The sequence below is a fragment of the Nocardioides sp. genome (assembly GCF_044226765.1).
Lineage (GTDB): Bacteria > Actinomycetota > Actinomycetes > Propionibacteriales > Nocardioidaceae > Nocardioides.
The window spans coordinates 472,874-487,523 of record NZ_JBGAGJ010000003.1 but is presented as its reverse complement, the minus strand read 5'-3'; the positions used below and the strand labels follow the sequence as shown (position 1 = coordinate 487,523).

The window sequence follows — 14,650 nt, the reverse complement described above, 5'->3', positions numbered from 1 at the left end:
TGAGGTGAGAATCGTTCTCATGAAGCGCGTCGCCCTCCCTGCCCTGCTGGTGAGCGCGTCGCTGGTGAGCGGCTGCGCGGCGTTCACCGACGACTCGGTCGGGCTGGACAACGGCGTGCAGGTCGCCGCGGCGTTCTACCCCCTCGCGTTCGTGGCGGAGCGGGTGGGCGGCGACCACGTGGAGGTCGAGAACCTGACCGCACCCGGCGGCGAGCCGCACGACCTCGAGCCGACGGTCCGGGAGACCGCCGAGGTGGCGCAGGCAGACCTGGTGCTCTACGAGCGCGGGTTCCAGCCGGCCGTCGACGACACCGTCGACGAGAACGCCGAGGGCGAGGTCCTCGACGCCGCCGACGTCGTCTCGCTCGTCCCGTTCCGCGAGCACGGGGTCGACTCCCCCGAGGACGACCCGCACTTCTGGCAGGACCCGCTCCTCCTGGCCGACGTCGCCGACGCGGTCGCCGAGCGGCTCGCCGACGTCGACCCGTCGAACGCGGCCGACTACCGGGCGAACGCCGCCGACCTGCGCGGCGACCTCGAGGCCCTCGACCGGTCGTACGCCTCGGGGCTGGCCGGCTGCGAGCGCGACACGGTCGTCGTGAGCCACGACGCGTTCGGCTACCTGCAGCGCTACGGGTTGCGGATGGAGACCATCCTCGGCCTCTCCCCGGACTCCGAGCCGACGCCGGCCGACCTCCAGCACCTGCAGGAGCTGATCCGCACCGAGGGGGTCACGACCGTGTTCTCCGAGTCCCTGGTCAGCCCGGCGGTCGCCGAGCAGCTGGCCCACGACACCGGGGCTCGCAGCGCCGTGCTCGACCCGATCGAGGGTCTGACCGACGAGACGGCCGACGAGGACTACCTCTCGCTGATGCGGGCGAACCTCGCGGCCCTGGAGGAGGCGAACGGCTGTTGACCGAGCACCCGAACGACCCGGTCGTGGAGATGACCAACGCGGCGGTGGCGATCGCCGGCCGGCCGGTCCTGCGCACCGTCGACCTCCGGGTCGACGCGGGCGAGTTCGTCGCGCTGATGGGCGCCAACGGTTCGGGCAAGTCCACGCTCGTGCGCGCGCTCACCGGGCTCCGCCCCCTCGCCACCGGCTCCGTCCGGCTCTTCGGCACCCCTCTCGCGGACTTCGACGACTGGCAGCGGGTGGGGTTCGTCCCGCAGCGCGGCGGCGCCGGGTCCGGCGTACCGGCCTCGGTGTGGGAGGTCGTCGCCTCCGGGCGGCTCCCCCGGCGCCGCCTGCTGCGCCCCCTGGGTCGCCAGGACCGGCGGGCGATCGACGCGGCCCTCGAGGTCGTCGGCCTCGCCGACCGGGCGCGTGACGGCGTCTCATCGCTCTCCGGCGGTCAGCAGCAGCGCGTGCTGATCGCCCGGGCGCTCGCCGGGGAGCCCGAGCTGTTCTTCCTCGACGAGCCGACCGCGGGCGTCGACCTCCCCAACCAACAGGTCCTGGCCGACACCCTGGCCACCCTCTCGTCGCGGGGCGCGACGATCGTGCTGGTCGCCCACGAGCTCGGCCCGATGGCGCCGCTGATCGACCGGGCCGTGGTCATGCGCGACGGTCGCGTGGCGTACGACGGGCCACCCCTGGCCAGCGAGGAGGTGGCGACCGCCCACCTCGACGGCCACCAGCACCACCACCCCGAGCCCGCGCGCCACGACCATGCGCCCCATATCGCGTCGGTCATCGAGGGGGACGGCCGATGAGCGACTACCTCGACCTGCTCCGGCTGCCCTTCATGCAGCGGGCCCTGCTCGCCGCGGTGTTCACCGGCATCGCCGCCCCCGCCGTCGGCACCTACCTGGTGCAGCGACGCCTGGCCCTGATGGGTGACGGGATCGGTCACGTGGCCGTGACCGGTGTCGCGATCGGCCTGCTCACCGGCCTCTCCCCCACCTGGACCGCGGTCGGGGTCGCCGTCGTGGGTGCCGTGGTGATCGAGGTGATCCGTGAGCGCGGCCACGCCAACGGCGACGTCGCGCTCGCCCTGCTCTTCTACGGCGGCCTGGCCGGGGGCGTGCTCATCACCGGCCTGGCCGGGCAGAGCGGGGCGCGGCTTCAGCAGTACCTCTTCGGCTCCATCACGACGATCTCCGCCAGCGACGTGGTCGTGACGATGGTGCTGGCCGCGGTCGTCGTGGTCGTCTGCGTCGGGCTGGCCCCGCAGCTCTTCGCGGTCGCGCACGACCAGGAGTTCGCCCAGGTCGCCGGGCTGCGGATCCGCGTCTACAACCTGCTGGTCGCGGTGCTCGCCGCGGTCAGCGTCACGGTCGCGATGCGTACGGTCGGCCTGCTGCTGGTCTCCGCGCTGATGGTCGTCCCCGTGGCGACCGCCCAGCAGGTGAGCCGGACGTTCCGCACGACGCTCGCTGCCGCGATGGTGCTGGGCACGCTGGCGTCCATCGGCGGGCTGCTGCTCTCGGCGGGAGCACCGGCCGGCACCCGCGTCGCACCGGGTCCGACCATCGTGCTGCTGGCGCTCGCCGGCTTCGTGGTGGCGTGGCCGCTCGGCGTGTGGCTGCGGTCGCGACGGCGGCTGCGGGAGCCGTTCCCGGTGGTCGACGCGGTCGCCCACCACGAGAGCGGCGACCACCCGCACCAGCACGGCGCCGACTGCGGCCACGTGGCCGTGCCGCACGGCGACCACGTCGACTACGTGCACGACGGGCACCGCCATGCCGAGCACGGGAGGCACTATGACGAGCACTGACCCCTCGTCCGCCGGCCCGGGCATGCGGCCCACCCGTCAGCGGCGCGCCGTCGCGGACGCGCTCGCGTCGTTCGACGACTTCCGGTCCGCCCAGGAGATCCACGACCTGCTCAGCCGCCGGGGCGACCCGGTCGGGCTCGCGACCGTCTACCGCACGCTCCAACGGCTCGCGGACGCCGGCGAGGTCGACGTCCTGCGCACCGAGGACGGCGAGGCGATCTACCGCCGCTGCTCCGACACGCACCACCACCACCTGGTCTGCCGCGGCTGCGGCCGCACCGTGGAGGTCGAGGGTCCGGCGGTCGAGCGCTGGACCCGCTCGATCGCCGCGGAGCACGGCTACGACGACGTCAGCCACACGCTGGAGATCTTCGGGACCTGCGCGGAGTGCCGGAGCTGACCGACCGACCTGCGCTAGCGTGCTGGACGTGCCGGCAGGCCCCACCGTCGTACGCCGTCGTCCGCGCGCCTCGATCCCGGTGCGGGCCGGCCTGGCCGCGCTCCTCACCGCCGTCCTCACCGTCGTCGCGATGCCGATCGGCCGGGCCGCCCCCGCACCGCCGCAGCAGCCACCGGCACCCACCAGCGGTCCCGGCGGCACCGCGACGCGCTACGCCGAGATGCGGGTCGGCCGGGGCGGTGCGGGGGTGGACGGGTTCTACGTCTTCGCCCCGGCCGGGTCCGAGCGCGGCCCGATGCCGCGCAGCCTCCCGCTGGTGATCGTGATGCACGGGTACTTCGAGTACTGGGGCTACCGGCAGCTGGCCGCGCTGGTCCGGCACACCGTGCTCGCCGGCAACGTGGTGATCTACCCGCGCTGGCAGACCGACGTCGCGACCCCGTGCCCGGGGCCCTACGACATCGCCCCCTGCCTGGACTCGGCGACCGCCGGGATCCGCGGCGGCCTGCGGTTCCTCGCGGCCCACCCGGCCTGGGTCCAGCCCCGGCTGGGCCAGGCGAGCTGGTTCGGCTTCTCCTTCGGCGGGATCATCACCGCGGACCTGGCGAACCGCTGGCGCGAGCTGTCCCTGCCGCGACCGCGGGCGATCTTCCTCGACGACCCGCACGACGGCGGGCTGGCCGGCGCGGGCGAGCCGGCCCTCGACGACGACCTCGCGGGCATCCCCCGCAGCACCCGGTTCGTGTGCCACTCCGGGGCCGACGGCGTCATCAGCGAGCCCGGCAAGGCCCGGTCCAGCTGCAACGCGGTGTTCCCGCGGCTGACGAGCATCCCCCGCGCGCAGAAGGTCCTGGTCCTCACCCGGACCGACACCCACGGCGCCCCGCTCCTGTCGTCGGCGCACGGGGTCTGCGCGGCCGGTCCGGGCCAGGCCGACGCCTACGACTGGAACTTCTGCTGGCGAGTGTGGGACGCGACCCGCTCCGACGCGCTCCACGGCACCCGGTCGCCCTGGGGACCCGCGCGGCTGGCCGGCCACCGCGGCCTGGGTCGCTGGAGCGACGGCGTGCCGGTCCTGCCGCTCGTCGTGCGGCACTCCGCCCCGATCGCGGGCTGAGCCGTCAGCCGGCCTGCTTCCAGGGGTCGTGGTCGGCGAGGATGCGGTCGACGCGCGCCTGGTCGAGCCGCGAGACGACGTACTGGCTCTCCTGGGCGTCGCGCACGCACTTGGCGAGACTGAACGCCGAGGTCGTGAGGAAGAGCGTGCCGAGGGCGAGGAACGCCTTGGGCCAGCCGTCGGCAGGCAGGTAGTAGATCGCGATCAGCAGCGTGAGCAGCGCGAGCCCGAAGGCGGCGGCGGACTGCGCGTAGAAGGCGGTCGTGGTCTTCGAGGTGGGAGCCTGGGATTCCATGCCTCGAGCCTCGGGGCTCGCGGACACGACGGCATCCGCACGCGTACTCAGGTGGTCGGTGCGGAGCGTTTGCGAGACTCCTCCTCGTGAGGCGGGAGCTGAGTCGGGGCATGGGCTCGTGGACCTCGCCCGCGTCGATCGCGATCAAGGACCAGCTCTTCCGTGCGCTGGCCGTCCTCCGCGTCGTCCTCCTGGTCAACGCGGTGGTGCTCACCGCCGTGCGGCACGAGGAGCTCGCGCGGCCCGCGGCCGCCGCGGGCTGCCTGGTGGTGATGGCCGTGTGGACCGGCGTCGCCACCTGGGCGTACGCCGACCAGCGGCGTCGTGGCCTGCCGCTGCTCGTCGCGGACCTGGCGGTCGCCGTGGCGCTGCTGGCCGTCACCCCGTGGGTCGCCGGCCCGGACGCGCCGAGCGTGCCCGGTTTCTGGGTGATGGGCGCCCTGTTCGCCTGGGCGGTGCAGTACCGGCTGCCGGGCGGGCTGGTCGCCGGCCTGATGCTCGCCGGCGCCGACCTGCAGCGCCAGAGCATCGACCCGTCGGACTACGGCAACGCGTTCCTCCTCGTCCTCGGCGGCTCGATCGTGGGCTTCATGTGCGACTCGCTGCAGCGGATGGCGACCGAGCGCGACGTCGCCGAGCGGGAGGCCGTGGCCGCCGCCGAGCGCGCCCGGCTGGCGAGGGTCGTCCACGACGGCGTGCTCCAGGTGCTGGCCCTGGTGCAGCGCCGCGGCCAGGAGCTGGGGGGTGACGCGGCCGAGCTCGGGCGCCTGGCCGGCGAGCAGGAGCGCGAGCTGCGCAGCCTGATCCGCGCCCAGGACGCGGTGACCGCCGACCCGGGGCCCTGGGTCGACCTCGGCGCGGAGCTCGCGCTCCTCGAGCACGGAGCCGTGACGGTGTCCGGGCCGGGTGCTCCGGTCCGGCTGCCGGCCGCGACCGCGCGGGAGGTCGTCGCCGCCACTCGCGCCTGCCTGGACAACGTCCGCCGGCACGTGGGAGAGGACGCGCCCGCCTGGGTGCTGCTCCAGGACCTGCCCGACCGCGTCGAGGTGTCCGTCCGCGACGAGGGGCCCGGGATCCCGGCCGGCCGGCTCACGGAGGCGCAGCGCCAGGGCCGGCTCGGCGTCGCGGAGTCCATCCGGGGCCGCATCCACGACCTGGGAGGCAGCGCCGAGCTCGTCAGCAGCACGGTCGGCACCGAGTGGGAGCTCGTCGTCCCGAAGACCGAGGAGGCACCGTCATGACCGAGCCGACCGGCGCGCCCGTCCGGGTCATGGTCGTCGACGACCACCCGATGTGGCGCGACGCCGTCGAGCGCGACCTGGCCGCCGCCGGCCTCGACGTCGTCGCCGTCGCCGCCACCGGGCGCGAGGCGCTGGTGCGCTTCACGGCCGCGCGCCCCCAGGTCGTGGTCCTCGACCTGCAGATCCCCGAGCCCGACGGGGTCGCGGTCACGGCCGCGATCGCCGAGCAGGACCCGGGAGCGCGGGTGCTGATCCTGTCGGCGTCGGGCGAGCAGGCCGACGTGCTGGCGGCGGTGAAGGCCGGCGCGACCGGCTACCTGGTGAAGTCCGCCTCGCGGGAGGAGCTGCTCGACGCCGTACGCCGGGTCGCTGCCGGCGACCCGGTCTTCACCCCGGGCCTCGCGGGGCTGGTGCTCGGGGAGTTCCAGCGCGAGCCCGACGAGCCACGGCTGACCGAGCGCGAGACCGAGGTGCTGCGGATGGTCGCCAAGGGCCTGTCGTACCGCCAGATCGCCGACCGGCTGGTGCTCTCCCACCGGACCGTCCAGAACCACGTGCAGAACACTTTGCGCAAGCTGCAGATGCACAATCGCGTGGAGCTGACGCGCTACGCGATCGAGCAGGGGCTGGACGAGTAGCGCTCAGACCTGGGCTCCGCCGTAGCGGCGGTCCCGGCGGGCGTAGCGGTCGATCGCGTCCCACAGGTGGCGGCGGTCGACGTCGGGCCAGAGCACGTCGGTGAAGACGAGCTCGGCGTACGCCGCCTGCCAGAGCATGAAGTTCGACAGCCGCTGCTCCCCCGAGGTGCGCCAGACCAGGTCGGCGTCGGCGACCTCGGGGACGTAGAGGTGGCGGGCGAAGGTCCGCTCGTCGACCTTCTCGGGGTCCAGCCGGCCCGCGGCGACCTCCCGGGCGATCGCGCGAGCGGTGTCGGCGATCTCGGCACGGCCGCCGTAGTTGACGCACATCGTCAGCGTGAGGACGTCGTTGTCGCGGGTCAGCTCCTCCGCGACCTGGAGCTCCTTGATGACCGACTTCCACAGCCGGGGCGCCCGGCCGGCCCAGCGGACGCGGACGCCGAGCTCGTGCATCTCGTCGCGTCGGCGCCGGATGACGTCGCGGTTGAAGCCCATGAGGAACCTGACCTCGTCGGGCGAGCGCGACCAGTTCTCGGTCGAGAACGCGTAGGCGGAGATGGCCTTGACGCCGATCTCGATCGCCCCCTCGACGACGTCGAAGAGCGAGTGCTCGCCCTGCTCGTGGCCCCTGGTGCGCGGCAGCCCGCGCTCCTTGGCCCAGCGACCGTTGCCGTCCATGACGATCGCGACGTGCCGGGGCACCAGCTCCTTCGGGACCGCCGGGGGGCGGGCGCCGGACGGGTGCGGGTCCGGGCGGCGTACGGCGCGTCTCACGGTGCTCGAGCCTAGTCCGGCCGGCTCAGCGCTCGACGTACGCCAGCGACTTCAGCCCGCGCTCGAGGTGCCACGCGAGGTAGGCGGCGACCAGGCCGCTGGCCTCCTTGAGCTGGCGCGGGTGGGCGCCGTCGACGACCGGCCAGTCACCGGCGAGGAGCGCGCCGAGGAGGGCGATCGTCTCCGGGGCGGGGCTCGCGGAGCCGGGGACCCGGCAGGTCGTGCAGATCACCCCGCCCATCGACGGGTTGAACCAGCGGTGCGGGCCCTCCAGCCCGCACCGGGCACAGTGGTCGAACGACGGCGCCCAGCCCGCGACCGCGAGCGAGCGCAACAGGTAGGAGTCGAGCACCTGGCCGGGCCCGTGCTCCTCGGCGACCATGGCGCGCAGGCCGCCCACGAGCAGCAGGAACTGCTGCACGGCCGGCTCGCGCTCGACCGGGACCAGCCGGTCAGCGGTCTCGAGCATCACGGTGCCGGCGGTGTAGCGGTCGTAGTCGAGGCCGAGGCCCTTGGAGAACGGCGTCAGCGTCTCGGCCTGGGTGATCGTGTCGAGGTTGCGACCCTCGGCCAGCTGCAGGTCCACGTGCGTGAACGGCTCGAGCCGCGACCCGAACCGCGAGGTCGTCCGGCGCACCCCGCGCGCGACCGCGCGCACCCGGCCGTGGGACCGGGTCAGCAGGGTGATGATGCGGTCGGCCTCCCCCAGCTTGTGGGTGCGCAGCACGATCGCCTCGTCGCGGTAGAGCACCGCCCCATTGTGCCCGGTCGGCGGTGGCGTCAGGCTCCGGCGCGGCGGCGGCGCCGTGAGCCTTTCCAGCAGCCGACCGCCAGGCCGACGGCGGCCCGGTCCAGGCGCTCGGGTCGCAGGCGCCACTCCAGGGCGCTGCGCGCCCGCACGAACGTGCCGTGGGGCAGCTCGTCGGCGAGCGCCACCGCGTCGGCCATCGGGCGGACGGGGTCGTAGGGGTGGCCGACGACCAGCGCGGGGACGGTGATCCGCCGCCGCTCCTTCGCCGGGGGCGCCGCGCGGCCGAAGAACAGTCCGTGGAGCAGCGCGGCGAGCGCACCGGCCCGCTGGTCGCAGGCGTCGAGCGCGACGCCCGCCCAGAACGGGACGATGCCCCGGGGCACCTGACGGGTCAGGACCCGCAGCGCGGCGACCGAGGCCGGGAGCAGCCGCGCGGTGAGCAGGAGGGGCGCGTAGACCGCGATGCTCGCCTCGACCCCGTGGTCGAGCACGGGCGCCTCGAGGATCAGCCCGCGCACCCGGGTGGGCGCGACCACGGCGACCTCGAGCGCCACGTTGGCGCCCAGGGAGGCACCGCCGACGACGGCCTGCGGCGCGCCCAGGTGGTCCAGCAGCGCCACCACCTGCTCGGCGAACTCGGTGACCGAGTAGGCGTGCGGGTCGGCCGGCCGGTCCGACCGGCCGTGCCCCAGCAGGTCCAGCGTCACCACGTGCAGGCCCTCGGCGGCGAGGGTGTGCGCCAGGGGCTGCAGCATCCGGCGAGGGGCGAGCTCGGCGGGCACCAGCACCACCCACGCGTCCCCGGCGCCGTACTCGGTGAACTCCAACCGGTCTCGACCACCGTCCGACGCGACGAAGAACTGGCCGATCCTCTCCGACACCAACATGGGATCACCCTAGGCTGCCCCGCATGTCGACGGTGGGCCGTGCCCGGATGTCGTGGCCCGCCGCAGGGTTGCTGCTGCTCGCCGTCCTGGTGAGCGGCGTCGCCGCCATCCGCTGGGCGCCGGTGGCCTCGGCCGCCGCGTCGTGGTGGCCGGGGGCCGGCATCGCGGTCGTCCTGCTCGGCCGCACCTCCCGCCGCTCCTGGTGGGTCTGGGTGCCCGCGATCGTGGCCGTCGGGCTGCTCGCGAACCTCCTCGGCGGCCGCCCGGCCGACCTGTCGGTCTGGTACGCCGTCGCGAACGCGGTCGAGGCGCTCGTCGTGGCCGCCTACCTGCTGCGCGACCGCGACACGCTGGACGAGCTCTCCACCATCGAGGCCTTCCTCCGGCTCCTCACCGGCGCCGTTCTCGGCGGGCTGACCATCGCCACCCTCGCGGCGACCGGCGCCCAGGTGCTCGGCGACGGGTCCTTCACCCAGACCTGGCGGGTCGTGGCCGCCTCGCACGCCACCGCGATCCTGGTGATCGTGCCGCTCGCCACGGCGCCTCGCGGCCGGGTCTGGCGGGAGGCCCCGTGGGAGCTGACCGCGCAGCTCGCCGCGCTGGTGGTCGCGACACTGGTGGTGTTCGGGCCGCACCAGACCCTCACGCTCGACTTCCTCCCGCTCCCCCTGCTGGTCTGGGCCGCCCTGCGCTTCGACGTGCGGGTCGTCGCCTGGGAGGTGGCCGGCTTCGGCGTCGCGGTGATGGTGACGAGCTTCCAGGACTGGGGGACGTTCGGGTTCGACCGCAGCCGGGGGGAGCTGACGTCGACCGGTCTCGGCTCCGAGGTGCAGGCGTACGTCGTGGCCGCGGCGCTGATGTCGCTCCCGCTCGCGATCGCCACGGAGCAGCGGCGGCGCTCCGAGCGGCTCTTCCGCCGCAACTTCACCGAGTCCGTCGTCGGCATGCTGCTGATCCGCGGTCACGACGGTGAGGGGCTCGAGGTCACCGACCTGAACGACGCGGCAGCGCGACTGCTCCCGGCCGACACGCTGGGACGCCGGCTCGACCAGGTGCTCGAGACGACCGAGCCCTTCGACCTGGTCGCTGCCCGCCTCGTGGCCGGTGAGCTCGACGGGTGGACGGCCCAGACCGGGGTGCGCGGTCGGCCGGGGACCCGGGTGGAGGTCGCCGTGTCGCTGCTCACGACCGACCCGGTCCCGACGTACGCCGCGCAGCTGCTCGACGTGACGGCCGAGGTGCAGGCCCGGCACCGGGTCGAGGCGGCCGAGAAGCTCACCAGCGCCACCCTCGACACGACGGCGGCGATGATCCTCGTGGCCGACCTGCACGGAGAGGTGCTGCGGGTCAACGGCGCCACCCTCGCCCTCACGGGCTTCGCCGAGGACGAGCTGGTCGGCACCGAGGTCTGGGACCTCCCCTTCGCGCCGCCGGGCTCCAGCGGCTACCCGGCGGGCCTGCCCGACGACGCCCACGCGCAGGTCAGCCGGGAGACCGACGTGGTCACCCGGACCGGTCGGCGTCGGCGCGTCCTGTGGAAGACGGGCTACGTCCGCGACGAGCGCGACCGTCCCACCCACGTGGTGCTCACCGGCACCGACCTCACCGCCGAGCGCGCCCACGCCGGCCTGAACCGGCACCTCCTCGAGGCCGCGGTCACCACGGCGCTGATCGGCATCGACCGGCGGGGCCTGATCACGGTCTTCAACGCAGGGGCGGTCAACCTGCTCGGCCTGGACGCCCAGGACACGGTCGGCAGGCCCTTCGTGGACCTGCTCGACCCCGAGGAGGTGGTCCGGCGCTGCGGTGGGAGGACCGGCGAGGAGGCGTTCGCCGCGCTCGTGGACGGGATCGAGCTGGGGGGCGGGACCGCCGAGCGCGACTGGACGTGGATCGGCGCCGAGGGCCGGCGGCACACCGTCGCGATGACCCTGAGCGTCGCGGCGGACCGGATCGCCGCCGCCGCCGGCTACCTGTGCGTGGGGCGCGACGTCGCGGAGGCGCGGGCCGGGCAGGAGATGCTGATCACCGCCCTGGAGAAGGAGCGCGAGGCGGTCCAGCGGATGCGCGAGGTGGACGCCGCCAAGAACGAGTTCGTCTCGACGGTCAGCCACGAGCTGCGGACCCCCGTGACGAGCATCGTCGGCTACACCGAGGTCCTCGAGGACGGCTCGGTCGTCGCGCCGGCCGAGGAGCAGCGGCCGCTCCTGGAGAGCATCGCCCGCAACGGCCACCGGCTGATCATGTTGTGCGACGACCTGCTCACCCTGGCCGGCCTGGACACCGCCACCACCGCCTGGGAGCACGACCCCCTCGACCTGCGCTCGGTGCTGCCGGCGGCGGAGGACGCCGTCCGCGCGCAGCTCGCCCGTCGCGACCTCACCCTCGACCTGCAGGCGCCCGACGACCCGGTCCTCGTGGCCGGCGACCGCGTGCAGCTCGAGCGGGCGCTGACGAACCTGCTCAGCAACGCGGTCAAGTTCACCGACGACGGCGGACGGATCACGGTGAGCCTCACCGTCGCGGACCGGGAGGCGTGCCTGTCGGTGACCGACACCGGCATCGGCATCCCTGTCGAGGAGCAGGATCGGCTCTTCGAGCGGTTCTTCCGGTCCAGCACCGCGCAGCAGCGCGCCATCCAGGGCACCGGCCTGGGCCTGTCCATCGTCGGCGCGATCGTGGCTGCCCACGGTGGGCGGATCGAGGTGCGGTCCGCCCACCTGGAGGGCACGACCGTGACGATCAGGCTCCCGCTGGTGCGCGGTTGACCGCGCTGATGACGGCCTTGAGCGACGCCGTGACGATGTTCGCGTCCACCCCGACGCCCCAGTAGGTCCGGTCGCGCACGAGGCACTCGACGTACGCCGCGGCGAGCGCGTCCCCGCCGGCGGACAGGGCGTGCTCGGCGTAGTCGAGGACGCGCACGTCGAATTCGTGCGGCAGCTCGTTGACCGCGTTGACGAACGCCGCGATCGGTCCGTTGCCCTCGCCGTGCAGCGACCGCAGCTCGCCGTCGACGTACACGTTGACGTCAAGGGCGTCCTTCTGGCCGGCCGCCGACGAGGTGTGGACGGAGTTCAGCTTCAGCGGCGCCTCACGGTCGAGGTACTCGGAGGAGAAGACCTCCCAGATCTCGTCGGCGGTCATCTCGCCGCCCTCCGCGTCGGTGCGCTCCTGGACCACGCGGCTGAACTCGATCTGCGCGCGCCGCGGCAGGTCCAGCTTGTGCTCGGCCTTGAGGATGTAGGCCACCCCGCCCTTGCCCGACTGGCTGTTGACCCGGATCACGGCCTCGTAGGTGCGACCGACGTCGTGGGGGTCGATGGGCAGGTACGGCGCCTCCCACGGCAGCGTGTGGACCGGCACCCCCTGCTCGGTGGCCTGCCGGTCGAGGTCCTCCAGACCCTTCTTGATCGCGTCCTGGTGGGAGCCGGAGAACGCCGTGTAGACCAGGTCGCCGGCGTACGGGTGCCGCGGGTGGACCGGCAGGTTGGTGCAGTACTCGACCGTGCGGCGGACCTCGTCGATGTCGGAGACGTCGACCATCGGGTCGACCCCCTGGCTGAACAGGTTCATCGCCAGCGTCACCAGGTCGACGTTGCCGGTGCGCTCGCCGTGGCCGAAGAGGCAGCCCTCGACCCGGTCCGCCCCGGCCATCATCGCCAGCTCGGTGGCCGCGACCGCGGTGCCGCGGTCGTTGTGCGGGTGCAGCGAGATGACGGTGTTCTGCCGGCGCGTGAGCTGCCGGCCGAACCACTCGATCTGGTCGGCGTACACGTTGGGCGTGGCGACCTCGACCGTGGCCGGCAGGTTCAGGATGATCTCGCGGCCGTCCTCGGGCTGCCAGACGTCGGAGACGGCCTCGCAGACCTCGACCGAGAACGGCAGCTCGGTGCTGGTGAAGATCTCCGGGCTGTACTCGTAGCCGATGACGGTCATGTCGAGGTGGGCGTCACCGTGCTTCATCACGAGCTCGGTGCCCCGCACGGCGATGTCCTTGACCTCGTCCCTGCTCGCACGGAACACCACGCGGCGGAACAGCGGCGCCAGCGCGTTGTAGAGGTGGATGTTGGCTCGGGGTACGCCGACCAGCGACTGCACGCTGCGCTCGATGAGGTCCTCGCGGGCCTGGGTGAGCACCGAGATCGTGACGTCGTCGGGGATGTGGTCGCCCTCGATGAGCTGGCGGACGAAGGAGAAGTCGGTCTCGCTCGCCGACGGGAAGCCGACCTCGATCTCCTTGTAGCCCATCCTCACGAGCAGCTCGAACATCTTCATCTTGCGCGCGGGGCTCATCGGGTCGATGAGCGCCTGGTTGCCGTCGCGCAGGTCGGTCGAGAGCCAGCGCGGCGCCTCGGTGATCACCGCGGACGGCCAGGTGCGGTCCGGCAGGTCGATCGGGGGGAACGGGCGGTAGCGCTCGTAAGGCATGCCGCTCGGCTTCTGCTGGGGAATCGTCATGGGTCCTGCTCCGTGCTCTCGGGTGCTCGTCGGGAGGCCGGCGCACACACTCACCCCGCAGCGAGGAGGTCCGGCTCTACGAGACCCCGCTGCGGCAGCGAAGGAGGAGGCTGCGCATCATGACGCGGCCTACCCTAGCGCACCGGCCACCCGACGTGCCGGGCCGGCTCAGGGCTGGAACAGCACCTTGACCATGCCGTCCTCCTTGTCCCGGAACTTCCGGTACGCCTCGGGGGCGGCGTCCAGCGGCAGCCGGTGGGTCGCGAAGTCCTCGACGCCCAGCACGTCCTCGTCCTTCTCCAGGACCCGCAGGATCTCGTCGGTCCACCGGCGCACGTTGGCCTGGCCCATGCGCAGCTGCAGCTGCTTGTCGAAGATCTGCATCATCGGGATCGGGTCGGCCGCCCCGCCGTACACGCCGGAGATCGACACCGTGCCGCCGCGCCGCACGGCCTCGAACGCCGTGTACAGCGCCTCGAGCCGCTCGACGCCCATGGTGGTCATCATCAGCTCCTGGACCTTCTTCGGCAGGAACCGCAGCGACTTCTGGGCGGTCTCGGCGACCGGTGAGCCGTGCGCCTCCATGCCGACCGCCTCGTGGACGGCGTCGGCCCCGCGCCCGCCGGTGAGGTCCCGGACGGCCGCCGGGACGTCGTCGACGGCCGAGAAGTCGATGGTCTCCGCGCCGCGCGCGGCGACCCGCGCCAGCCGCTCGGGCACCTGGTCCACGACGATGACCCGCGCGCCCTGGTGCAGGGCGATCCGGGCCGCCATGTCACCGACCGGGCCGGCGCCCAGCACCAGCAGGGTCCCGCCGTCGGGGACGTCGGCGTAGGCGACCCCCTGCCAGGCCGTGGGGAGCACGTCGGAGAGATAGACGAACCGGTCGTCGCTCGGGCCCTCGGGGACCTTGACCGGGAGGAAGTCGGCGAACGGCACCCGCAGGAGCTCCGCCTGGCCGCCTGGGACCTGCCCGTAGAGCTTGCTGTAGCCGAACAGGCTGGCGCCGGTGCCGTGGTCGCGGTTCTGGGTCGTCTCGCACTGGCTGTAGAGGTGCTGGTCACACATCCAGCACGAGCCGCAGCTGACGTTGAATGGCACCACCACCCGGTCGCCGGGCCGCAGCGCCGTGACCGCGGGACCGACCTCCTCGACGATCCCCATCGGCTCGTGACCCACGACGTCGCCGGGGGTCATGAACGGGGTCAGCGGGTCGTAGAGGTGCAGGTCGGACCCGCAGAGCCCGGTCGTGGTGATCCGCACGATCGCGTCGGTCGGCTCCTGGATCGCGGGGTCGGGGACCTCCTCGACGCGCATGTCCATCCGGCCCTGCCAGGTCACTGCCTTCACTGGTTTCCTCCCGTTG

At 73.5% G+C, this 14,650-nt stretch carries 14 protein-coding genes; 8 read left to right on the top strand and 6 right to left on the bottom strand.

What is annotated here, in order from left to right:
- The first annotated feature begins 19 nt into the window (after window positions 1-19).
- From ACILRH_RS09935 to ACILRH_RS09915, 5 genes are read left to right on the top strand one after another with little or no spacing between them, the layout of a single operon-like run.
- Window positions 20-916, top strand: a complete 897-nt coding sequence (locus ACILRH_RS09935) for a metal ABC transporter substrate-binding protein (protein ID WP_395692868.1) — start codon at window positions 20-22, stop codon at window positions 914-916.
- On the top strand, window positions 913-1,716 hold the full coding sequence (locus ACILRH_RS09930; RefSeq protein WP_395692866.1) for a metal ABC transporter ATP-binding protein: 804 nt from the start codon (window positions 913-915) through the stop codon (window positions 1,714-1,716). Before ACILRH_RS09935 ends, ACILRH_RS09930 begins: the two co-directional genes overlap by 4 nt.
- Entirely contained in the window at window positions 1,713-2,720 is a 1,008-nt protein-coding gene (locus tag ACILRH_RS09925) for a metal ABC transporter permease (RefSeq protein ID WP_395692865.1), read from the top strand. Before ACILRH_RS09930 ends, ACILRH_RS09925 begins: the two co-directional genes overlap by 4 nt.
- Window positions 2,707-3,120, top strand: a complete 414-nt coding sequence (locus ACILRH_RS09920) for a Fur family transcriptional regulator (RefSeq protein ID WP_395692863.1) — start codon at window positions 2,707-2,709, stop codon at window positions 3,118-3,120. Before ACILRH_RS09925 ends, ACILRH_RS09920 begins: the two co-directional genes overlap by 14 nt.
- A gap of 28 nt (window positions 3,121-3,148) precedes the next feature.
- Window positions 3,149-4,237: a hypothetical protein gene (locus tag ACILRH_RS09915; protein WP_395692862.1), complete on the top strand. Its 1,089-nt coding sequence runs from the start codon at window positions 3,149-3,151 to the stop codon at window positions 4,235-4,237.
- Window positions 4,238-4,241: 4 nt separating this feature from the next.
- Here the strand turns inward: ACILRH_RS09915 and ACILRH_RS09910 are convergent, their stop codons facing one another.
- Window positions 4,242-4,532 (bottom strand): YiaA/YiaB family inner membrane protein, encoded by a 291-nt coding sequence (locus tag ACILRH_RS09910; RefSeq protein WP_395692861.1) that lies wholly within the window; start codon window positions 4,530-4,532, stop codon window positions 4,242-4,244.
- A gap of 86 nt (window positions 4,533-4,618) precedes the next feature.
- Here ACILRH_RS09910 and macS point away from each other — a divergent pair, with 86 nt between their 5' ends.
- Both macS and ACILRH_RS09900 read left to right on the top strand, forming a co-directional pair.
- Window positions 4,619-5,773: a MacS family sensor histidine kinase gene (gene macS, locus ACILRH_RS09905; RefSeq protein ID WP_395692859.1), complete on the top strand. Its 1,155-nt coding sequence runs from the start codon at window positions 4,619-4,621 to the stop codon at window positions 5,771-5,773.
- Window positions 5,770-6,411, top strand: a complete 642-nt coding sequence (locus tag ACILRH_RS09900) for a response regulator (protein WP_395692857.1) — start codon at window positions 5,770-5,772, stop codon at window positions 6,409-6,411. Before macS ends, ACILRH_RS09900 begins: the two co-directional genes overlap by 4 nt.
- Before the next feature lie 3 nt (window positions 6,412-6,414).
- Here ACILRH_RS09900 and ACILRH_RS09895 read toward each other — a convergent pair whose 3' ends face one another.
- From ACILRH_RS09895 to ACILRH_RS09885, 3 genes are read right to left on the bottom strand one after another with little or no spacing between them, the layout of a single operon-like run.
- On the bottom strand, window positions 6,415-7,185 hold the full coding sequence (locus tag ACILRH_RS09895) for an isoprenyl transferase (protein WP_395692856.1): 771 nt from the start codon (window positions 7,183-7,185) through the stop codon (window positions 6,415-6,417).
- A gap of 25 nt (window positions 7,186-7,210) precedes the next feature.
- The gene (recO, locus tag ACILRH_RS09890; protein WP_395692854.1) at window positions 7,211-7,936 is read right to left on the bottom strand and encodes a DNA repair protein RecO; all 726 of its coding nucleotides are present in this window, start codon (window positions 7,934-7,936) and stop codon (window positions 7,211-7,213) included.
- Window positions 7,937-7,965: 29 nt separating this feature from the next.
- A complete protein-coding gene (locus tag ACILRH_RS09885; protein ID WP_395692852.1) occupies window positions 7,966-8,823 on the bottom strand; it encodes an alpha/beta fold hydrolase in 858 nt (285 codons plus the stop codon).
- Window positions 8,824-8,846: 23 nt separating this feature from the next.
- Here ACILRH_RS09885 and ACILRH_RS09880 point away from each other — a divergent pair, with 23 nt between their 5' ends.
- Complete coding sequence (locus ACILRH_RS09880) at window positions 8,847-11,591, top strand: ATP-binding protein (RefSeq protein WP_395692850.1); 2,745 nt, start codon at window positions 8,847-8,849, stop codon at window positions 11,589-11,591.
- Here ACILRH_RS09880 and leuA read toward each other — a convergent pair.
- Together leuA and ACILRH_RS09870 are read right to left on the bottom strand one after the other, a co-directional pair.
- On the bottom strand, window positions 11,566-13,284 hold the full coding sequence (gene leuA, locus ACILRH_RS09875) for a 2-isopropylmalate synthase (protein WP_395692848.1): 1,719 nt from the start codon (window positions 13,282-13,284) through the stop codon (window positions 11,566-11,568). The genes ACILRH_RS09880 and leuA overlap by 26 nt on opposite strands.
- Window positions 13,285-13,452: 168 nt before the next feature.
- Entirely contained in the window at window positions 13,453-14,634 is a 1,182-nt protein-coding gene (locus ACILRH_RS09870) for a zinc-dependent alcohol dehydrogenase (protein WP_395692846.1), read from the bottom strand.
- Window positions 14,635-14,650: the final 16 nt, after the last annotated feature.

Bases quoted from the DNA above. Each gene is read 5' to 3' on its own strand.
- ACILRH_RS09935 (WP_395692868.1), top strand. From the start codon at position 20: ATGAAGCGCGTCGCCCTCCCTGCCCTGCTGGTGAGCGCGTCGCTGGTG.
- ACILRH_RS09925 (WP_395692865.1), top strand. From the start codon at position 1,713: ATGAGCGACTACCTCGACCTGCTCCGGCTGCCCTTCATGCAGCGGGCC.
- ACILRH_RS09920 (WP_395692863.1), top strand. From the start codon at position 2,707: ATGACGAGCACTGACCCCTCGTCCGCCGGCCCGGGCATGCGGCCCACC.
- ACILRH_RS09910 (WP_395692861.1), bottom strand. From the start codon at position 4,532: ATGGAATCCCAGGCTCCCACCTCGAAGACCACGACCGCCTTCTACGCG.
- ACILRH_RS09900 (WP_395692857.1), top strand. From the start codon at position 5,770: ATGACCGAGCCGACCGGCGCGCCCGTCCGGGTCATGGTCGTCGACGAC.
- ACILRH_RS09885 (WP_395692852.1), bottom strand. From the start codon at position 8,823: ATGTTGGTGTCGGAGAGGATCGGCCAGTTCTTCGTCGCGTCGGACGGT.
- ACILRH_RS09880 (WP_395692850.1), top strand. From the start codon at position 8,847: ATGTCGACGGTGGGCCGTGCCCGGATGTCGTGGCCCGCCGCAGGGTTG.
- leuA (WP_395692848.1), bottom strand. From the start codon at position 13,284: ATGACGATTCCCCAGCAGAAGCCGAGCGGCATGCCTTACGAGCGCTAC.